Annotated in this window: 19 protein-coding genes and 3 pseudogenes; 7 read left to right on the forward strand and 15 right to left on the reverse strand. The window is 47.6% G+C overall.

From position 1 onward, the window contains the following. Positions 1–11: 11 nt before the first annotated feature. The 5 genes from fabG to I2G42_RS03115 are packed head-to-tail and all read right to left on the reverse strand — an operon-like array spanning position 12 to position 3,875. The gene (gene fabG, locus I2G42_RS03095; RefSeq protein WP_022462594.1) at positions 12–752 is read right to left on the reverse strand and encodes a 3-oxoacyl-[acyl-carrier-protein] reductase; all 741 of its coding nucleotides are present in this window, start codon (positions 750–752) and stop codon (positions 12–14) included. A 28-nt stretch (positions 753–780) separates the two neighbouring features. Further along, on the reverse strand, positions 781–1,701 hold the full coding sequence (fabD, locus tag I2G42_RS03100; RefSeq protein WP_195530730.1) for an ACP S-malonyltransferase: 921 nt from the start codon (positions 1,699–1,701) through the stop codon (positions 781–783). Continuing rightward, complete coding sequence (gene fabK / locus I2G42_RS03105; protein WP_022462596.1) at positions 1,698–2,636, reverse strand: enoyl-[acyl-carrier-protein] reductase FabK; 939 nt, start codon at positions 2,634–2,636, stop codon at positions 1,698–1,700. Before fabK ends, fabD begins: the two co-directional genes overlap by 4 nt. A gap of 30 nt (positions 2,637–2,666) precedes the next feature. After that, a complete protein-coding gene (acpP, locus tag I2G42_RS03110) occupies positions 2,667–2,894 on the reverse strand; it encodes an acyl carrier protein (RefSeq protein ID WP_022462597.1) in 228 nt (75 codons plus the stop codon). Positions 2,895–2,945: 51 nt separating this feature from the next. Beyond that, positions 2,946–3,875 carry a beta-ketoacyl-ACP synthase III gene (locus tag I2G42_RS03115; RefSeq protein ID WP_117801509.1) on the reverse strand — a complete coding sequence of 310 codons (930 nt, stop codon included), beginning with the start codon at positions 3,873–3,875 and terminating at the stop codon, positions 2,946–2,948. A gap of 244 nt (positions 3,876–4,119) precedes the next feature. Here I2G42_RS03115 and I2G42_RS03120 point away from each other — a divergent pair, with 244 nt between their 5' ends. Further along, positions 4,120–5,541, forward strand: coding sequence for a TldD/PmbA family protein (locus I2G42_RS03120; protein WP_117760983.1), 1,422 nt, complete (start codon positions 4,120–4,122; stop codon positions 5,539–5,541). Continuing rightward, positions 5,541–6,821, forward strand: coding sequence for a metallopeptidase TldD-related protein (locus I2G42_RS03125; protein ID WP_173815461.1), 1,281 nt, complete (start codon positions 5,541–5,543; stop codon positions 6,819–6,821). Before I2G42_RS03120 ends, I2G42_RS03125 begins: the two co-directional genes overlap by 1 nt. Positions 6,822–7,106: 285 nt before the next feature. Here I2G42_RS03125 and I2G42_RS16785 read toward each other — a convergent pair. The 4 genes and pseudogenes from I2G42_RS16785 to I2G42_RS03145 form a co-directional block, all read right to left on the reverse strand. Then, positions 7,107–7,193: pseudogene (locus I2G42_RS16785) on the reverse strand (DNA-binding response regulator); the annotation flags it as partial. Then, a complete protein-coding gene (locus tag I2G42_RS03135) occupies positions 7,186–9,183 on the reverse strand; it encodes an ATP-binding protein (protein ID WP_238061486.1) in 1,998 nt (665 codons plus the stop codon). The pseudogene I2G42_RS16785 and the gene I2G42_RS03135, both read right to left, overlap by 8 nt. Before the next feature lie 235 nt (positions 9,184–9,418). Continuing rightward, on the reverse strand, positions 9,419–10,066 hold the full coding sequence (locus I2G42_RS03140; RefSeq protein WP_117813603.1) for a potassium channel family protein: 648 nt from the start codon (positions 10,064–10,066) through the stop codon (positions 9,419–9,421). A gap of 19 nt (positions 10,067–10,085) precedes the next feature. Continuing rightward, positions 10,086–11,426 (reverse strand): TrkH family potassium uptake protein, encoded by a 1,341-nt coding sequence (locus I2G42_RS03145; RefSeq protein WP_117804786.1) that lies wholly within the window; start codon positions 11,424–11,426, stop codon positions 10,086–10,088. 537 nt (positions 11,427–11,963) lie between these two features. On the opposite strand from I2G42_RS03145, the gene I2G42_RS03150 reads away from it, so the two are divergent. Together I2G42_RS03150 and I2G42_RS03155 are read left to right on the forward strand one after the other, a co-directional pair. Then, a complete protein-coding gene (locus I2G42_RS03150) occupies positions 11,964–12,443 on the forward strand; it encodes a PTS sugar transporter subunit IIA (RefSeq protein WP_055227417.1) in 480 nt (159 codons plus the stop codon). Between the two features lie 210 nt (positions 12,444–12,653). Then, positions 12,654–14,123: a PTS transporter subunit EIIC gene (locus I2G42_RS03155; RefSeq protein ID WP_055227419.1), complete on the forward strand. Its 1,470-nt coding sequence runs from the start codon at positions 12,654–12,656 to the stop codon at positions 14,121–14,123. A gap of 370 nt (positions 14,124–14,493) precedes the next feature. On the opposite strand, the gene I2G42_RS03160 is transcribed toward I2G42_RS03155, so the two are convergent. The 3 genes from I2G42_RS03160 to I2G42_RS16790 form a co-directional block, all read right to left on the reverse strand. Next, positions 14,494–15,435, reverse strand: coding sequence for a TlpA disulfide reductase family protein (locus I2G42_RS03160; protein WP_055227421.1), 942 nt, complete (start codon positions 15,433–15,435; stop codon positions 14,494–14,496). An 83-nt stretch (positions 15,436–15,518) separates the two neighbouring features. After that, positions 15,519–16,433 carry a 4Fe-4S binding protein gene (locus tag I2G42_RS03165; RefSeq protein ID WP_022461281.1) on the reverse strand — a complete coding sequence of 305 codons (915 nt, stop codon included), beginning with the start codon at positions 16,431–16,433 and terminating at the stop codon, positions 15,519–15,521. Continuing rightward, the gene (locus I2G42_RS16790; RefSeq protein ID WP_055218540.1) at positions 16,426–16,569 is read right to left on the reverse strand and encodes a CD1871A family CXXC motif-containing protein; all 144 of its coding nucleotides are present in this window, start codon (positions 16,567–16,569) and stop codon (positions 16,426–16,428) included. Before I2G42_RS16790 ends, I2G42_RS03165 begins: the two co-directional genes overlap by 8 nt. Positions 16,570–16,702: 133 nt before the next feature. On the opposite strand from I2G42_RS16790, the gene I2G42_RS03170 reads away from it, so the two are divergent. After that, on the forward strand, positions 16,703–17,350 hold the full coding sequence (locus I2G42_RS03170) for a response regulator transcription factor (RefSeq protein ID WP_022461282.1): 648 nt from the start codon (positions 16,703–16,705) through the stop codon (positions 17,348–17,350). Next, on the forward strand, positions 17,347–18,519 hold the full coding sequence (locus tag I2G42_RS03175) for a sensor histidine kinase (RefSeq protein WP_055227423.1): 1,173 nt from the start codon (positions 17,347–17,349) through the stop codon (positions 18,517–18,519). The genes I2G42_RS03170 and I2G42_RS03175 overlap by 4 nt, the downstream gene beginning before the upstream one ends. A 140-nt stretch (positions 18,520–18,659) precedes the next feature. Here I2G42_RS03175 and I2G42_RS03180 read toward each other — a convergent pair. The 3 genes and pseudogenes from I2G42_RS03180 to I2G42_RS03190 all read right to left on the reverse strand — a co-directional run. Beyond that, positions 18,660–18,842 (reverse strand): annotated as a pseudogene (locus I2G42_RS03180) (AAA family ATPase); the annotation flags it as partial. A gap of 502 nt (positions 18,843–19,344) precedes the next feature. Next, complete coding sequence (locus I2G42_RS03185; protein WP_055227426.1) at positions 19,345–19,623, reverse strand: DUF4160 domain-containing protein; 279 nt, start codon at positions 19,621–19,623, stop codon at positions 19,345–19,347. After that, complete coding sequence (locus I2G42_RS03190) at positions 19,616–19,885, reverse strand: hypothetical protein (RefSeq protein ID WP_055227428.1); 270 nt, start codon at positions 19,883–19,885, stop codon at positions 19,616–19,618. The genes I2G42_RS03185 and I2G42_RS03190 overlap by 8 nt, the downstream gene beginning before the upstream one ends. 218 nt (positions 19,886–20,103) lie before the next feature. Here I2G42_RS03190 and I2G42_RS03195 point away from each other — a divergent pair. Continuing rightward, a pseudogene (locus I2G42_RS03195) lies at positions 20,104–20,643 on the forward strand (helix-turn-helix domain-containing protein); the annotation flags it as partial. Positions 20,644–20,688 lie beyond the last annotated feature (45 nt).

Raw genomic sequence — 20,688 nt, forward strand, 5'->3', positions numbered from 1 at the left:
CTCTCCTTTTCTTAGATCACCATGCCGCCGTCGCAGTGAATCACCTGTCCGGTGATGTAAGCTGCCGCTTCGGATGCCAGAAATGCGGCCAGGTTTGCCACATCTTCCGGCTTTCCGAAATGACCGAGCGGAATCTGGGATACGGATGCTTCTTTCACTTTATCCGAAAGAACCTCCGTCATATCGGTCTCAATAAAGCCCGGCGCAATCGCATTGACGCGGATGCCGCGGGATGCCAGTTCCCGTGCCGCTGTTTTCGTCAGGCCGATCACACCTGCTTTCGATGCCGCATAATTTGCCTGTCCGGCGTTTCCTGCCACGCCGACCACAGAAGCCATGTTGATGATGCAGCCGCTCTTCTGACGGATCATCGGCCGTGCCGCAAAGCGGATGCAGTTGAACGTTCCCTTGAGGTTTGTCTCAATGACACGGTCGAAGGCTTCCTCCGACATGCCCATCAGAAGGCCGTCCTTTGTGATGCCCGCGTTGTTGACCAGAATATCGATTTTCCCATACAAAGCAAGAATTTCCTTCATCCACGCTTCACACGCCGCAAAATCCGATACATTGCACTGCATCACGCAGCCGTCTCCTCCTGCCGCGCGGATTCCCGCAAGCACGGTTTCGGCCGCCTCTTTTGAACCATTGTAATTGATGACAACAAAGGCTCCCTCCGCCGCCAGTTTTTCTGCAATCGCACGCCCGATTCCGCGGGATGCGCCCGTTACTACTGCTGTTTTTCCACTTAACATCTCATTCTCCTGCTGCATAATCCACTATCTATAATAAAGTTTCGCACACCTGATGCATTTCCTCATAGGTGCGGATATTGTAACCTTTTACCTCCCGGTTGATTTTTCTTAAAAAGCCGGTCAGTGTTCTTCCCGGTCCGATCTCCACGAAGGTATCAACGCCGTCCGCAATCATTGCCTCGATGCTCTGCTGCCACCGCACACCGGATGCCACCTGCTGGATCAGAAGGCCGCGCGTCAGTGCAGTATCACGCACATACTGGCCGGTTACATTCGTCACATACGGAATCTTCAACTCCATAAAGCCGACGCCCTCGAGCGCTTCGGTCAGCCCCTGGGACGCAGCTTCCATCATCGGGGAATGGAACGGGCCGCTTACGTTCAGCGGAAGTACCCGCTTTGCGCCTGCTTCTTTTAACTTTTCCGAAGCCTCTGCCACTGCCGCCTCATATCCGGTGATGACAATCTGACCCGGGCAGTTGTAATTGGCAATGTAGGCGCCGGAAATCCCGCTCAAAATCTCTTCGATTTTTGCATCTTCCATGCCGAGCACCGCCGCCATCGCGCCCTCGCCTGCCGGAACGGCCTCCTCCATCAGGATGCCTCTTCTGCGGACGACCTTCATCGCATCCGCCATTTCCATACCGCCGGCGGACACAATCGCGTTGTACTCGCCAAGGCTGAGGCCCGCTGTCACATCCGGCGTAAGGCCGCACGCCCGGATGGACTGCTCCATCGCCATTCCGGTTGTCAGCAGTGCAATCTGGGTAAACTCTGTCTGATCCAGATGTTCATTTTCCTCAAAACAGAGTCTTTTCATATCAATCCCGATCAGCTCGGATGCCATATCGTAGACGGCTCTCGCTTTCGGACATGCTTCATAAAAATCCGCGCCCATGCCGACACACTGGGAACCCTGTCCAGGAAACATAAATGCTGTTTTACTCATAACCGCGCCGGTGCTCCTTTCAGAAGTTCTTCCATCTCATTCATCATCTGCTCTATGATTTCTTTGCAGCTTTTCTCGTCTTTTACCATACCTGCAATCTGACCGGACATCACGCTTCCGGTTTTGACATCGCCGTCCACAACGGCTCTTCGAAGACCGCCGAGCGTCAGTTTTTCCAGCTCTTCGAACGGAGCTCCCTCTTTTTCCAGTTCCAGATAATGGCGTGTCATCTCATTTCGGATCGCCCGCACCGGATGACCGGTTGTGCGGCCTGTCACGCGGGTATCAATATCTTTCGCCTTGATCACCAGCTGCTTGTAATTTTCATGCACAACGGCCTCTTTCGAAGCGACAAAACGCGTTCCCATCTGAACCGCCTCGGCACCCAGCATAAAGGCTGCTGCCATGCCGCGTCCGTCCGCAATTCCACCGGCCGCAATGACCGGAATTTTTACGGCATCTGCCACCTGCGGAACGAGTGCCATCGTTGTCGTCTCGCCGATATGGCCGCCGGACTCACATCCTTCTGCCACAACGGCATCTGCGCCTGCGCGCTCCATTCGTCTTGCAAGAGCCACAGAAGCGACCACCGGGATGACGCGGATACCAGCGTTTTTCCACAGTTCCATATATTTCTCCGGATTTCCTGCGCCCGTCGTAACGACTTTTACGCCTTCCTCGGCAACCACTTTTGCCACCTCATCCGCATACGGGCTCATCAGCATGATGTTGACGCCGAACGGTTTGTCCGTCAGTTTTTTTGCTTCGCGGATTTCATTCCGAACCCACTCTGCCGGTGCCGCCGATGCTCCGATGAGGCCAAGGCCGCCGGCCTCGGAAACTGCCGCTGCCAGATGATGCTCCGCCACCCAGGCCATGCCGCCCTGAATGACTGGATACTGAATCCCGAGTAATTTTGTCACTTCTGTGATCATGAATCGCTTCCTCCTGCTTCCCGATCTTTCTTAGTTTTTGTGCTGCTCCAGATACTCTGCAACATCACCGACAGTTACCATCGTTTCCAGATCCTCGGTCGGGATTTCCACGCCGCAGGTGTCCTCGAGGGACATGACCATTTCAAACAGATCCAGGGAATCTGCTCCGAGATCCTCTTTGAAGGAAGTCTCCGCTGTGATGGTATCGATATCTGCTCCCAGTGCTTCTGCTACGGTTTCTTTTACTTTTTCTAACATGTTTTTGTCCTCACTTTTTTTCTTATTCTTCTTATTTTATATGGGCGTTTCTTACCATTCCAGGTACGCCGCGCCCCAGATCAGTCCTGCTCCGAAACCGGAGAGAACGATTCTCTGTCCTTTTTGGGCTCTGCCAGACCGGTTCCACTCATCCAGCAGAATCGGAATGCTCGCCGCACACGTATTGCCGTATGCTTCGATATTCCGCGGAAATTTTTCTTTCGGTGCCTTCAGTCGTTTTGCCACGCCGTCGATGATGCGGCTGTTTGCCTGATGAAGGATAAACGCATCAATCTCTTCGACCGCCATGTCGGCTTCCGCGAGCACCTCGCGGATGACTTCCGGCACGCGGGATAAGGCAAACTGGAACACGGCACGGCCGTCCATCTGCAGATACGTTCCCTTTTCGCAGGTCAGCGACACGCCTTTTTCTCCATCGGAATGGATCTTTTCGCACGCTTTTGTCTCCTGTTCCTCCGCCGTCAGCACAATGGCTCCCGCGCCGTCCCCGAACAGAATGCAGGTTCCGCGGTCGTGCCAGTCCACCAGGCGGCTCAGGGCATCTGCGCCGATCAGCAGCACGTTTTTTGCCTTGCCGCTCCGGATATACAGCTGGCCCAGTTCATACACCGCAAGAAACCCGGTGCAGGCGGCGCTGACATCGAGACAGGCGGCACGGAAAGCACCGATTTCATCCTGCACAAGACAGGCGGTATTCGGAAAGATACTCTCCGACGAAGAGGTTCCGACGAGAATCAGATCCAGCTCTGTCGAACAGATCCCGGCATTTTCCAGCGCTCTTCTCGCCGCCTTTACTGCCATTTGGGCAACTGTCTCCTCCCCGGCTATGTGGCGCGCACCGATTCCCGTCCGCTCCCGGATCCAGATATCGCTCGTATCCACCATCTTTTCCAGATCTTCATTTTTCCATATCGTCTCCGGTACATACGAACCGGTTCCCGCAATTCTGCCGTTTTTCACCTTACTGTCCTCTTGCTTATTTCATTCTCAAACATTTTTCTTTTCAAATGTTTTGATATTCAAAGTATATCATCAAAATTCATTTTGTCAACCTTTTTTTATTGCTTTTTCCATTTCCCACTTCTATAATGAAACTATGTTCGGGATTTTTTCGAAACTATTTTTTCCGGATTCTATTATTTTGAGCCCCGGCGCAGGTTCTCTATCGAACACTCCGGCAGGCTCCAGAAAGGACACCAAACTTATGCAGGTTCCAATGTCATCCTATCTTGTGGAAATCAAACCACAGATTCAGGAACTGATCCGTCTGCTCGAGCGCGAATTCGATTATGTCAGCGTGCTCTGCACCGATGTCAAAGGTACGACCTACCGCGTCAGCATGCATCAGACCACCGTCGGCGATTATCACTTCTGTGAACGCGGCTTCGTTGTCCGTGCATGGCAGGACGGTTCCTACACCGAATATTCCTTCAACAACCTCACCGATGCCGCAGATCTTGCGGAGGAAATTACTTCCGCGCTGAAATCCGAATTTCAGGCATTAAAGGCACTCGGCATCGCGCAGATGGAGTCTCCTCTCGTGCAGGAAGAAGCCATCACCAAAACGATGCAGAATGAAATCGAGATTGACCCGGAGACCGTCTCCGCAGAGGAGATTCTCTCCCACCTTCGGAAGCTCTGCAACGCCGGCGCTGCCCATGAAGGAATTCTGGAATTCCAGAGTACCGTCAGCTTCGCCCGTGTCAACAAGCTGTTCCTCTCCTCCAAAAAGGATCTGATGCAGTCCTACGCTTTCTCGGAGGGCTCCCTTTCCGCAATCGGCACAGAAAACGGAAAACAGAATATGTCGTACCGTTCCTGCTCCGGCCTGAAAGGCGTGGAAATCTTAAATGAGATGGATGCGATTGTTGAGGAAATCATCGCCGTTCTGTACGACAAGCTCCACTCCGATCCGGTCATCCCTGGCATGTACGATGTCATCACCGCACCGGATGTCACCGGCGTGATTGCACACGAAGCATTCGGCCACGGTGTCGAGATGGATATGTTTGTCAAAAACCGCGCACTCGCCAAAGAGTATATCGGCAAGCCTGTTGCCTCCCAGCTCTCCTCCATGCACGACGGAGCAGTCGGCGCACAGCAGGTCAGCAGTTATCTTTTTGATGATGAGGGAACGCTCGGCACCGACACCACGGTCATCGACCACGGTACACTCGTTACCGGCATCAGCGATCTCGTAAGCGCACTCCGCCTTGGCACCACGCCGACCGGAAACGGAAAACGCGAGAGCTTCGAGCGCAAAGTCTACTCCCGTATGACCAACACCTACTTCACCGCAGGCACAGATAAACTCGATGATATGATCGCTTCGATTGAGCACGGCTATCTTCTCGAAAGCGTTCAGTCCGGTATGGAAGACCCGAAACACTGGGGCATCCAGTGCATGGTCGGACTCGGCCGCGAGATCAAAGACGGTAAGCTGACCGGAAAAGTCGTATCTCCTGTCACCCTGACCGGCTACGTTCCGGATCTCTTAAAGAGCATCTCCATGGTTTCCGACAAAGAAGAGCTCTTCGGCTCCGGCATGTGCGGAAAAGGTCACAAAGAATGGGTCAAAGTCAGCGATGGCGGCCCGTATCTGAAATGTAAAGTGAGGTTAGGCTGATGAACGAATTATACGATGTATTAAAAACAAGCAAAGCCAGCGACTTTCTGATCCGCGAAGAGCAGACCGAATCCCGCGAGGCATTTTTCATCGGTCAGAAGCTCGACATGAGCCGCGCGAAAAAAGTAACTCATACGTTTCTGACCGTCTTTGTCGACAGTGAGGATGGAAAATTCCGCGGAAGCGCAGAAAAAGAGATCCACCAGGGCATTTCCCGCGAAGAAATGAAGCAGGAAATTGACCAGGCGCTGTTCGCCGCACAGTTTGTGCAGAACCCATGGTACCCTGTTGCAGAGCCATCGGATGCCCAAGCAAGCGCCGACATGGCTGATGCTTCCCGCGATCTTACCGCTGAACTCGTAAAACTGGTGCAGGCTATGCAGGAAATCAAGGCGGAAGAGGATTCCCGCGTAAACTCCTATGAGATTTTCGTCAACCAGAAGCAGACACACATCCGCAATTCCCGCGGTGTCGATGTCACCTTCTCCGGCTTTGACTGCGAGATCGAGGTTGTCACAAACTCCCGCAAGGATGATCATGAGATTGAGATCTACAAGGATCTCCGCTTCTCCGACAAATCTGCCGAGAAGATCATCGCCGAAGTGCGCGGAATGTTCCACACCGGCCGCCAGCGTCTGAATGCTGTTCCGACCCGCCAGAATGAGCATGCTGATGTTCTCCTGACCGGAAATGCCGTCGGCAGTTTCTTCCAGTATTTTGCCATGCATACCAACGCTTCTTATCAGTATATGGGCGTTGCAAAAGCAAAAATCGGCGAAGCCATCACCGGCGCAGATGCCGATCCGCTGAATATCCGCCTCGTGCCGACGCTCGACGGCTCTGCCAAAAACGCGCCGTACGACGAAACCGGTATGCCGGTAGCCGAGCGCGTTCTGTTTGAAAACGGCATCTGCCGCTCCTACTGGGGCAGCCTTCAGCATGCCCATTATATCGGCATGAAGAATACTACTTCCATGAATAACATGGTAGTTGAAGGCGGTTCGAAAACACTCGACGAGCTGCGCAGCATGCCGCATATAGAAATCACCGATTTCAGTGCGTTTGATATGGATGCCGTAAGCGGCACCTGCGGCGGTGAGATCCGGCTCGCGTATGAGAGCGACGGAACCACCTCCCATCCGACAACCAGCGGATCACTTTCCGCCCGTTATGACGATGTGCTGAAAAATCTGACTTTCTCGAAAGAGACACAGCAGATAAACAACCGCGTGGTACCGTGTGCGGTACTGCTGCGGGATGTGACGGTGGCGGGAGAATAATTTTTCATTCTGCAGCATACGAAAAAGGAGCATCTCCAGGTTTCAAGTTCGAAACCGGAGATGCTCCTTTTTAATTTTCTGTGTTTATGTTCAGTCTTTTCTTCGTCTTCTGGATTTCTTTTTGCTTCCAAAATCCGGAACAACGACCAGGGTGTTAAGACCCAGATAAGTTTCAACATCTTCTGCCGTTTTGATATTGTCATTCAGCACAGTCTGCAGTGTCAGAATTGCCAAAACAAGAACAAAATTTCTAAACAGTAATGGGGTCTGACCCCAATGTGGTTATTTATAATCGTGTGTTTTCAGTGTTGTCGTAATCAGGTTGTGGACCAACGTATCGTCTTCCACAACCAGTATCAATGTCTTATTCATTTAAATTCACCTCACTGAGCGGCAGCGTAAAACGAAAATGACAGCCGTGCGGAGCGCAGTCACGAAGCACCAGTTCCCCGCCATGCGCATTTACAATGGAACGGCACAGCGCCAGCCCAAGGCCAAGGCTTCTGCGGCTGTCACTCACCTTATTTTTTCCGGAATAGAACATTTCAAATACATGCTCCCTGCACTCCGCCGGAATGCCGGGTCCATTATCCTCCACCGCAATCCATACGTTTTTTTCTTCTTTTCCGGCTGTAATCCGGATCTTGGATCCTGCCTGTGTATATTTTACTGCATTGTTAATCAGGTTTACCAATACCTGTACAATCAGCTTTGCATCCATGCGGGCGAGCAGTACATCTTCCCCGCAGTCCAACGTAATTTCATGTTCGTTTTTCCGCCGTTCTACATGGCGCAGCGCCTCACGTACTACATCCTCAACCACCTGATCGGATAACTGCAGTTTTACACTTCCATCTTCTATTTTCGTAAGCGCAAGCAGATTTTCCACCAGTTCAATCAGCCATCCGGCATCCTCATAAATATCCGAAAAAATCTGTTTCCGCATTCCTTCGTCCAGTGCGTCAAAGTTACTGATCAAAGAGTCTGCATTGCCGAGAATTGATGTCAGTGGTGTGCGCAGATCATGGGAAATCGTCCGCAGCAGATTCACCCGAAGCTGCTCATTTTTCGCCATGACTGCCGCCTCTTCTTTTTCTCTCGCACTTTGTTCCCGATCCAGTGCCATGGCGCACTCTCCCAGAATAGAAAGCAGGATACTGTTCTCAAACGCATCCAGTGGCTTTTGTCCGATGAAAATGCCGATCACACCATATCTGTTCTGTGCCGCATAGATGGAAAGGTACAGATACGGTTCTTCAGAAAAACGTTCTGTCATAGCTCCCGCCCGTTTCCGGTTTTTCAGAACCCACTGCAGGATTTCCTGTTCTTTCACATTAAAAACTTTTTCTGATTTTATTCCTGTTTCGGCGTTATAAAGAGTTCCCTGCACAATGCCGTTTTTCTTTTTTTCTACCGGCGCCACAACCAGATTTCTTCCCAGAAGCTTTATCAGCTGCGTTGCCGTAATATCAAAAATTTCTGACGCATCCTCTGCCTTTTGCAGAAGCTGGCTGGTATTAAAAAGAATCTTGGTTCGAAAGGCATCTCGTGCAGAAAGCTTTGCATTTTCTTTCAATTTTAAAGCAAGCGTACTGGTCAGGATTGAAGTGCCAAGCATGATCGCAAAGGTCACCGGATAGCCGGAACCATACGCATACAACGAAAGCCTTGGCTCTGTCATAAAATAATTAAACAGGATAACACTTGCCACAGAACTGATTACACTACAGGTATAACCGCTGGTCAGAATAGATGTCAGCATGACGCCAAACAAATATACGGTAATGATATTGGCATCGGTAAAACCGAGCCGAAAAAAGATTTCTCCAATTCCGGTCGCAGCAGCCAGAATCAGAACCGTAAGCATCAGTTCTTTCCAGGAAGGCAGCTCCATCCACTCCAGAAATTTTTTTCGTTTCTGATATCTCCGGTACACGTCTGAGTCTGGAATGATGTGAATTTCCAGATCAGGCACAAGATCCGTCAGACGCTCGGTCCACACCCTTCGCTGATGGAAATAGCCCTGCTTCATCATGCTCTTTCCAATGACAATCCGCGTCACCTCGGAAATTCTTGCGTATTCTGCAATCTGCAGGGCAATATCCTCACTGTGTGTCGTTACAATTTCTGCCCCGCTCTGCTCTGCCAGACGAACATGCTTCTGCAGCCTTGCCAGATCCTCTGGTGTTTTTTCTGTTTTTTCTGCTGTCTGCACATACAATGCCGTAAAGCCGGCCTGAAACGCCTGTGCCATCTGCGCCGCAGTCCGAATAATTTTTTCATTGGATGGCGAAGAAGACAAGCACACCAGGATATGCTCTTTTTTTTCTTTTTTCTGTTTTTCTTTTTCCAACTGTCTCACCCCACCTCCTATTGTAGATCATAAATGAAGAGAAAGCTATAGTCAGGAAATCTTTTTTTCTCCCGTTCCCTGTTCTTGTTTTCTGTTTTCCGTGAAATTTTGTCCCGTTTCCGGTTCCTCTCTTCTGTTTTCCGTGAAAAATGTCTCTATCTGATCTACGAGCACGCCTCCAGACAAAAAACCGACCAGGGTAACGAAGAGCAGTCCTACACTTAACACAGAAATCACCTCTCTTTCAGATTCGAAAACATTTCTGGATCGCTTTATATTCACCAAGAACCAATATGGTAGCATCGCCATTCAGAACTGTCTCCGGAGACACCGCAACATCTGTTTTTCCATATTTTCTTGTTGCCAGAATATTAATACCGTATTTTTTCCGGATATCCAGCTGGCCGACATTTTTTCCAATCCAGTTCTCCGGGATTTCAACCTCAAAAATCGCATACTGACTGTCAATTTCAATATAGTCAAACACATGATCCGAGCTGTAACGAATTGCTGTCCATTTTGCCATCTGTTTTTCCGGATAAACAACCTGATCCGCTCCGTTCCGCAACAGGAATTTTTCCTGTACATCCCGTTCTGCCCGGGACACGACCCATTTTGCGCCCAGCTCCTTCAAAAGACATGCGGTTTCCAGCGAATCCTGAAAGCTGCTTCCGATCGTCACAATACAGACATCATAATTTCCCACACCAAGGGATCGCAGAAAGTCTGCATTGACACTGTCACCGATCTGTGCATTTGTCACATACGGCATCACGGCATCGATCCGTTCCTCATTTCGGTCTACCGCCATCACCTGATGTCCAAGCTGATTCAGATGCATGGCAATATGTCTCCCAAATCTTCCTACTCCAATCAGTAAAATATTTTTCATCTCATCTCTTCCTCTCTTCTTATCCTACATTTATTTTTTCCAGCGGCATTTTTGCATGTGCGCTCTTTCTCCCCGGCATCGCAGCATAAACAAGCGTCAGACCGCCAACCCTTCCAAGAAACATCAGTGCGATCAGAATTCCTTTCGAAAGAACACCGAGCTGCGGCGTAATTCCAAGCGTCAGGCCAACCGTTCCAACAGCAGATGCTGTCTCAAACAGACACTCAGAAATCGGCAGATTTTCTGCCACACTGATCACCATTCCTCCCATCAGCACCAGAAAAAGATACATCATCAGAATCGTAGATGCATTTTTTAATACCTCCTGGCCCACCCTGCGTCCAAACATCTGTGTGTCCTCTCTCTGACGGAACGTAGCAGACGCATTAGCTGTCAGCACGGCAAATGTGGTAATTTTCATTCCGCCAGCCGTTGATCCCGGTGCTCCGCCAATCATCATCAGAACAATCATAATCGCCTGGGAAGCACCTGTCATCCCGGAAAGATCTGCCGTATTAAATCCGGCCGTTCTTGTTGTCACGGACTGAAACAATGCGCAGAGCGTCCGCTCCTTGACCGGCATTCCAGCGAAATCCCGGAAGAAAAAGAAGGCCGCCGGAACAAAAATCAGAAACAGACTTGTAAGCAGGATCACCTTGCTTTGCATGCAGTACTGACGAAAATGGTATTTTTTTGTATAGATATCATCCCAGGTCAGAAATCCGATTCCACCTGTTACAATTAGCCCCATAATCGTAAGATTAACCAGTGGATTTCCCACATAAGAAGTCAGGGACGGATACAGATGATCCGTTTTTCCAAGAAGATCAAATCCTGCATTGCAGAATGCGGATACAGAATGAAACAACGCCATCCAGATTCCTTTTCCGCCGTAATCCCGTAAAAAAACAGGCAGAAGAAACAACGCCCCCAACAGTTCAATTCCAAAGGTTCCTTTGAGGATAAAACGCGTCAGGCGCACAATTCCGCCTACCTTCGGGGCAGAAATCGCATCCTGCATCGTGCTTCGCTGCATCAGGGAAATTTTTCTCCCGGAAAGCATCGCAATCGAAACAGCGATCGTAACCACACCAAGACCACCGATCTGAATGAGCAGCAAAATCACGCTCTGTCCAAAGACGGACCAGTAGCTTCCTGTATCTCTGACTGCCAGTCCTGTCACACAGGCGGCTGATGTTGCAGTAAACAGTGTTTCTGTAAATGGCGTTACATTTCCTTCCCGCGAAGCCACAGGAAGCATCAAAAGCAGTGCTCCTGCCAGAATTACCCCCGCAAATCCAAGAATGATAATTTCAAACGACGACCATTGTTTCCTGTATCGCAGTTTTATACTCCACATTTCTCTTTTTACTCCTTCTTTTTGATTCCTCCTTATTTTAGAGACTTCCGTTTTAAAAACGTATAAATACCTTTTCCATGGCATTAAGATTGTATAAAGATTTTTCGAATTTCAAGCCCAAAAACAGGAACCGCCCAAAAGTTTCCCACAACAGTAATGGGGTCTGACCCCAATGTGTGTATATTCTTCTTTTATCGCAGTAACGCATTAGTTGGTTAAACTACCGATTTTTCTCCTTTTGAAAGTAGATTCTTTTGTCATAAATATCAAAAAAAGTATTTACAAATCCTTACGCATCAGTTATTATGTATATAATCTATTGAGAAGTTCGTGTAGAATTATGCAATTTTGTTTTTAATAAATACTCTGTTTCCTTTTCCAACGGCATTTTGTTGACTTTTTACGTCAAACAGAACGGATCAAAGGGTAAAATACCAAATTTTTTCACAAAAAATCACTCAACGTAATTACAGATGAACTCGGATCCCTATCCCGAAAAAACATCGCACCTTATTTTCGAAAGGAGATAGCAATTTTATGTTTCATTTTCTAAAAGGAAAGAACAAAGAAAATGTTCTTTACGCACCTTGCAAAGGAAAAGTAGTTCCGCTTTCCGAAGTCCCGGATCCTACCTTTTCCGAAAAAATCCTGGGGGACGGATTTGCAGTGATTCCGTCTGAGGGAAAAATTTATGCACCGACAGACGGTGAAATAGCCATGGTATTTGATACTCTTCATGCCATCACGCTCACAAGCAGCTCCGGAACCGAAATCCTGATCCACATCGGCTTGGATACGGTTACACTAAAGGGCGCACCGTTTACCGCACACGTTGCAGCCGGCGATCAGGTCAAAAAAGGAGATCTTCTGATGGATGTCGATCTGGACAAGATCACCGGAGCCGGATTGAACACAGTCACTCCGGTACTGATTTGCAATACCGATGATTACGAGAAAATCAGCTTGAAAAAAGAGGGCGAAGTTTCCTTAGACGAAGCCGTTCTCAGTATTTCCTGATCTTTTTTTGATCTTTCGTCAGATGAATCTTCATCCTCTTCTTTTATGAAATGTACGCTTGAAGTCTTTTCTCACTTGCTTTTGTGAAATGCACTCTCAATGTCTTTTCTGCACTTGCTTTTGTAAGTATATTGGATGGATTCGGTAAATTCACGTATCTAATTGGAGGTATCCAGTTATATAAATTATCTTTTAAGGAGGGAGAAATATATGAAATTTCTTCAGAAACTAGGGAAAGCCCTCATGCTTCCTGTAGCAGTACTGCCGATCTGCGGTATCCTGATGGGTATCGGATACCGGCTGTGTCCGGCAACGATGCAGGGCGGCGAGATCTCGGGCGTAGTAAACCTGATCGGTCTGTTTCTCGTAAAAGCAGGAGCAGCTCTGATCGACAACATGGCAATCCTCTTTGCAATCGGCGTTGGTGTCGGTATGTCAGAAAAGAATGACGGTACCGGCGGAATCGCAGCTCTGGCATCCTGGCTGATGATCACAACACTTCTTTCTACCGGAGTTGTTACAACTATCATCCCGTCCATCGCTGAGAGTGCTACAAAGACGCTGGCCTTTGACAAGATCGAAAACCCGTTCATCGGTATCCTGGCCGGTATCATCGGATCTGCCTGCTATAACCGTTTCAAAGACACCAAGCTTCCGGACTGGTTATCCTTCTTCAGCGGCAAACGCTGTGTAGCAATTGTTTCCGGTGTTGTTTCTATCGTTGTATCTGCTGTTCTGTTACTGGTATGGCCATTACTGTTCGGTGCTCTGGTAGCAATCGGTAAATCTATTGTCAGCCTTGATGTTGTCGGTGCCGGTATCTATGCATTCCTGAACCGTCTGCTGATCCCGACCGGATTACATCACGCTCTGAACAATGTATTCTGGTTTGACACGATCGGTCTTGGTGACTTGAAGCACTTCTGGGCTGGTGAAACATCTGCTGATGTAACCTGGAGCCTTGGTATGTACATGTCCGGATTCTTCCCCTGTATGATGTTCGGTATTCCTGGTGCTGCACTTGCTATGGTAAGATGTGCAAAACCTGCAAAGAAAAAAGCTACGATCGGTCTGGTAGCTTCTGCTGCAGTCTGCGCATTCATCTGTGGCGTTACAGAACCTTTTGAGTTCGGATTTATGTTCCTTGCTCCTGTTCTGTACGTAATCTATGCATTACTGTATGGTATCTTTACTATGATCACAGTTGCTCTCGGCTTCCGTGCAGGATTCAGCTTCTCCGCCGGTGCTATGGACCTCCTGTTCTCATCCTCACTGCCCGCAGCACAGAAAATATGGCTGATCATTCCGCTTGGAATCGCAGCATTCCTCGTATTCTACTTCGTATTCCTGTTTGCTATCAAGAAATGGGATCTGAAGACTCCTGGACGCGAAGATGACGATCTCGAAGCAGAGAAAAAAGTAGAACTGGCAAGTGATAACTATACCGCAATCGCAGCTAAAATTCTGGAAGGCTGCGGCGGAAAAGAAAACATCACAAGCATTGATAACTGCGTTACAAGACTGCGACTGGAAGTGAAAGATATCACTGCCGTAAACGACAAGGTAATCAAATCTGCCGGCGTGGCAGGCGTGATCAAACCTGGCAAAACCTCTGTACAGGTTATCGTTGGAACAAAAGTTCAGTTCGTAGCTGACGCTTTCTCCAAACTTTGTGAATAATATTTACCCAGGTAGTTCAAAAGGAGCATATCGCTGCTGCGGTATGCTCCTTTTAATTGCGCAAAGTTTTCCTTATTTTCTGCCCTTTCGCAGAGCAGGAACCCGGCTGTTGTTTGTCAAATGGCTGCTATCAAAACCAAAGGTCGGATTACTGGTGGTTCCGAAAACGTGTGCATATATGTGGGGAATCGCCGTGTGACCTCAGCTCTTGTTCTAAGCACCGAGCAGCTTTTCGGGACAGGTACAGCACAGTACATCGTTTCGTAAATGTATTTTTTTAAAATCTTGTTATGAAAAGGAGTGCGAAAAAACGTAACTTTGTTTTTTCGCACTCCCATTTTCTCTCCCAAAAAACGCCGCAGCTCTCGTCTTACTTCGCGCTGTCTGCATCAATCACGGACTGGATCTGTTTCATCAGCGTATCATAATTCTCCTGATTGTCGATTCCGCCGAGCATCGGTTCTCCCACAATATTTCCATTTCGATCGACTAAGATTGTGGTCGGAAATGCCATAATATCGGAAGCATACTTTCCTGCAGCGGAAGCAGAGTCAATGGAAAGATTGCGGTATTTCGCACCCTGGCTTTCAAGAACCGCTGCTGCTTCTTTGATCGCATCCTGATTTCCGTCGAAGGTTTCTGTGTTGATGCCTACAACCTCGCCTCCCATGGATTTGATTGCATCGTTTAATTCGTTCAGCTTGGATAACTCAGCAACACAAGGCTTGCAGCCGGTAAACCAGAAATTCACGACCGTTACCGCATTTTTGGAAAACAGACTTTCGTCAACTGTGTTGCCATCATAATCCTGACCCGAAAAATCCCGGAACGGAGATGCCTCTTCGGAATCGTTTTTCGCGTTGCTATCTTCCGATGCTGTATTGCCATTTTCCATTTCCGCTATCTGTTCCTCGATTTTTCGTATCGTTGCAATATCATCCGTCAGTGTATTCAGCTCGTCCTCTGAAAAAGAGTCCTTGTTGGCTTCAACCGTGTCTGCCAGATAATCCCCATAATTTCCGCTCGGATCAGCCGTGCTTTTATTCATCATGCCAAACACCTTGTTCCATACATCCGCATGATCTGCAAAAATCTGGTTTTCCTGCTGATATAAATCGTCCAGCTTTGTGCCGGAAGCCCCTGCCGTTTCGGTTTCGGATTCCGCAACAGATCCCGTAACAGCTTCTGTGCCGGATTCCGTCTGGGTTGTCTGCGTTTTCTTTGTGTCTGCAGCCTCTTTTCCGTTGCATGCGGTAAGTAATAATGCTACGCTGAGTGTAAAAACAGGGATAAAAGTTCTTTTGGTTTTCATAAATTATGGCTCCTTTTAAGATAGTATAATGTAAAAAACAAAAATTCAATATCATCCTTCGATGCTTCGTGATCTGCTGCTAATCAATGGTTTCTGATCTCTGACTGTTGATCTCCGGTGTCCTTTTTCTGACACGTTTTTCCCAGAAACTGATAGTGGATCGCATCCTTCGGGCAGGCCTTGATGCAGGCTCCGCATCGGATGCATTCCGGATGATTGGGAGTCCGGCACACGTCGATATCCATTTTGCATGCCCTGGAACACTGATTGCATCCGACACATTTGCTGTTTTCAATCGTGATATGTAAAAAGCTTACCTTATTAAATAAGGAATAGATTGCCCCAAGAGGACAGATCCATTTGCAGAAGGGTCTGTAAAACAAGATGCTGAGCACGACAACCGTAATCAGAATACCGAATTTAAACGAAAACAGCTTGCCCAGTGCAGACCGGATTGCGGCATTTCCGATGGAAAGCGGGATCGCCCCCTCCAGAACGCCCTGCGGACAAATATATTTGCAGAAGAATGGATCTCCCATCCCGATCGAATTCGTTGCAAACATCGGCAGAAGAATTACAAAAACAGCAAGGATGATATATTTCAGATACCGCAGCGGCTTCAGTCTGGCCGTGGAGAATTTCTTTCCGGGGATTTTGTGAAGCAAATCCTGAAACCATCCAAACGGACACAAAAAACCACAGATGAATCTTCCCAGTGTCACGCCGAGTAAAATCAGGAACCCGGTTATGTAGTAGGAAAACTTAAATTTGGATGATCCGACAACCGCCTGAAAGGCTCCGATGGGGCACGCTCCCGTCGCTGCAGGACAGGAATAACAGTTTAGTCCCGGTACGCATACCGTTTTCGCTTTGCCCTGATATATTTTGCCCTGAAAAAAATTGGGGATATGAGGATTGGTAAGCAGTGTGGCCGCTGCCTGGATCCACCCGCGTATTCCGGCTATTTTCTTTGATCGTAACTTCTTTTTCTTATCCAATTCCGACACACTCCAGACATAATTTAATTGCTTTCCCAAGCACAGCAGCCGCTTCCCCTCTGACGGCGCCATAGCCCATCATTGCTATGCCTGTGATAACTAAAACAATTTGAGATATTTTTCTGCATTTCAAAATGTGGTTGCTCCTTTGATTTTATTGATTGACCAGCTGACTCTGATATTATACAATAGCTGTTGTAAAATCATTGTTAAGAAATGGGCAGGTGAAAAAAATTTTGAGATTATTAATCGTGGAAGATGAGAAACAAATGTGTGACACAGTTGCCAGAAGTCTGTACGCCGCCGGGTACGAGGTAGATACCTGCTATGATGGCGCGGAGGCTCTGGAATGCATCCTGGCAGAAAATTATGATCTGATTGTCCTGGATCTCAATCTGCCCGGCATGGACGGAATGGATCTTCTAAAAGAACTCCGGAAGGAAAACGAAGAAACGAAGGTGCTGATCTTATCTGCAAGAGGACAGATTGCAGACAAAGTAGAAGGACTCGATGCCGGGGCAAATGATTATATGGAAAAGCCGTTCCATCTGCAGGAGCTGGAAGCGCGGATCCGCAGTCTGACAAGAAGAAAATTTGTGCAGAAGGATGTCTGTCTGGAAAGTGGCGGGATCAAATTCGATACCATCAAACGAGAGGCCTATGCCAACGGAACCCTGGTTTCCCTGACAAGAAAAGAAAACGGCATTTTGGAATATCTGCTTCTTCACCTTGGCAGACCGGTAAGCCAGGAAGAATTGATCGAGCATGTCTGGGATGCCTCCGTGGACAGCTTCAGCGGATCCATCCGCGTCCATATGTCTTCGCTTCGCCGAAAGCTCAGGGCGGTACTTGGATACGATCCGATTTTAAATAAAGTAGGCGAAGGATATCAAATACGAGAGGAGTCCGACCGATGAAAAAAATATCACTGCAGTGGAGACTTACCTGTATCATTACCCTGTATATTGCGGTCATCTGTGGATGTCTGACCCTGCTTGTCTATAAAAACGGAATTTATTATATCGATTCCCTGCAGGAGACCGTAGATGCCCGGGGCGATGATGCCGGAGATCAGGGCGGAGACGGTACCGCAGACGGTTCCGATCAAATCTATATCAGCATTCCGGAGGACAAGTGGGATGAATTTGCCAGAGATTTCTCTGTTCAGGTGTACAACAATAAAGCAGACTACAAAAGAAACAGCCTGATCCTTTCCGCCTTATTGGCCCTTCTTGGCGGTGTCGCTACCTATTTTATCAGTGGCCATGCACTTCGGCCCATTCGTGAGTTCTCTGAAAAAATTGAGGAGGTGCAGGCACAGAATCTGGCCGATTCGCGCATTGAAGAAAACAAAGTAAAAGAGCTGAACCAGCTTCGTATTTCGTATAACAAGATGCTGGAACGTCTCGCAGATGCTTTTGAAATCCAGAGACAGTTTACGGCAAATGCAGCACACGAGCTTCGAACCCCATTGTCTGTCATGCAGGTACAGCTCGATTTATACCATTCCACCCCGCATCCGGGCAATGACGCCGACACCTTACAAACACTGAAAATGGTGACGGAGCAAAACGGCCGACTCAGCAAAATGGTCAAGACACTGCTCGATATGAGTGAGCTTCAAACAGTAAGCAGGGATGAAACCATTGCCGTTGACGCCCTCGTCGATGAAGTACTGGTGGATCTGGAACCGCTTGCCCAGGAAAAGGAGATAAAACTGATCGGGAACTGTAAAGATACCACGATGGTCGGAAGTGACATTTTGATTTACCGGATGGTATACAATCTTGTTGAGAATGCAATCAAATACAACCATTTCGGCGGACAGGTTACCGTAACCGCATACCGGAAGGGAAAAAGCATCTGCCTGTCCGTAGAAGATACCGGAAGCGGAATCCCGGCTGAATTAAAAGAACGCATATTTGAACCATTCTTTCGTGTAGATAAATCCAGAAGCCGCCAGCTCGGCGGAGTAGGCCTTGGGCTGGCCCTGGTTCGTGAAATCGTGCGCGTACATGACGGCAGAATAACCGTTCAGTCCAGCCCGTCCGGTGGAACGATCTTTGAGATAGTTTTTACACAGTGACATCATCCCAAAAGCCAGTCGATGACATAATCTGTTCTGCAATGTCTGAAGTGCCGATTCCAGCGTATCTTCGTCCATTGCGTATTTTCCGTCCTGCATTCGGACAAGCGCGCCATATCTTTGTTTTTCATTATCCGTTAGTTTCGGAGCATACTCATATTTAAGGTCTTACCAAAACGGCGGGGCCTTGTAAAAAGATTTACCTTTCCCCAGCTGTCAAGAAGCTGTTCAATCAGTCTTGTCTTATCAATATAGTAAAAACCTTGTTGGCGAATTTCCTTAAAATCTTCGACACCAACCGGAAGTTTTAACGTCGCTGCCATTCTTCCACGCCCTTTCCGAAGCTACATTAACAGGCAAAGGATATTATATCCCAGTGCATTTTGATTTTACCATTTGGGAACTCAAATGGCAAGTTGATCCTATCTTCTGCTTTGCCTCGTTTACGGCACATCAATCAGTCCGAAGCGGTAGAACATTCCGTATATGTAGGTCACGCCCCGGATGTCGCCCAGAGCCTTTGGTCCACGCAACTCTAGGGGTCTGACCCTATGAAAATCTGAGTAGACGGGAACTATCGTACTGCTGGAAAACCCTGGTAAAAAGCGAGTAAAACGGCAGCCGTCTCCTTTTCGAGACCCCTGCCGTTTTACTCGCTTTTTCTATTCATTTTCATAGGGCATACCCCCATGTGTCTCGTTTGCTAAGGTCATGGGAATATTAGGAAAATCTTTTAATCTTATCTTTGTATCAGAATTATAGTGATCTTCTTTTGGATTGACCGCCTTGGGACCGGTCCCCGATGTACTATAAGTTACAATATGCTTAACAATAGAATCCTATCTCATCCGTCACAAATGCCTCTTTCCATTTTGCACAAATAAAGAAAAACTGTGCTGATATAAATTCCATCAATTCATTCAGCTCTTTCTTGGAAATTTTACTTCCATTACTTGCTAAAATGCATCCACCTGACTTTGTAAGCCATATTTTAGTCGCATTTGGAGTAGGCTTACCTTTTGATATATGAACATGAATTGGTTCTCCATTTTCATTAGACCAAAAATATACCGTATATCCACATACCATAAACAATTTAGGCAATTTGAATCCCCCCATTCTCCGCATACCGGTATAGCAAATGAGCATTACTATGCAGGAGTTCTTCAAACATTGCTATTTCTTCATCCGAATATCCTTGGCGTTCTGTCCATTTGTAATCAGGCAATTCACACCTTGCCGAATCAAATCCATCTTCTGTTGGTCGTTCAAAGTTTACAATAACTTTTTTCATTCCATCTTTTTCAACAATTTGTGAATGAACAATCTCCGTTTCATCTGCCAGTGTCATATATGGATACATCATACAACGTCACCCCGTTTCTTATTTTTAAACTCATTATAGCATCATACCCTGTCGTTGTCATGTGATTAAAAGCTAAATTCTTTCACTGAAAATTTCAAAAGTAAATTCCATCGTCCGCTTATGCGGTGGAATTTACTCCTACATGAGTGGAGTTTAATCTTTCATATATTCGTGCTATGCTCATGAAGACCTTCTGACAGCAGTAGAAGGAGATCTCTATGAGTAAATATATTCCTGGTAACCAGAAACATCTTTCCCTTGAAGACCGTAAATACATTGAGCGTTCCCTGAATAACGGCAGCACTTTTAAAGATATCGCCCGCTTCTTATGCAAAGATCCTACAACTATTTCGAAGGAAGTGAAACTCCATCGTGTAAGTGATTGGTATCATAAAGGATCCTTCCTTAACGCTCACAACTTCTGCATTCATAGATATCACTGCAGAAAAACAAATGTATGCAGGAAAATCATACTCTGCAACATTAAGTGTACTTCCTGTCCAACCTGTAACCAAACCTGTCCTGATTTCGTTAAAGAACAGTGTAACCGTCTTGATAAGGCTCCTTACGTCTGTAATGGATGTCCGAAAGCCATCCATCATTGTTCCATTGCTCACAAGTACCGTTACGATGCTGTCTTTGCAGACCGCAAATACAAGGAATGTCTGTCTTCGTCCAGAGCTGGTATAAACATGACAAAGCATGAACTACGTCAAAAGGACATGGTCATTTCGCCTCTTATTTATCAGGGACAATCTGGAGATTCCACCTATGCAGATGCCTGCTTAAGCCGAATGACATCC

Source organism: Fusicatenibacter saccharivorans (genome assembly GCF_015557635.1).
Lineage (GTDB): Bacteria > Bacillota > Clostridia > Lachnospirales > Lachnospiraceae > Fusicatenibacter > Fusicatenibacter saccharivorans.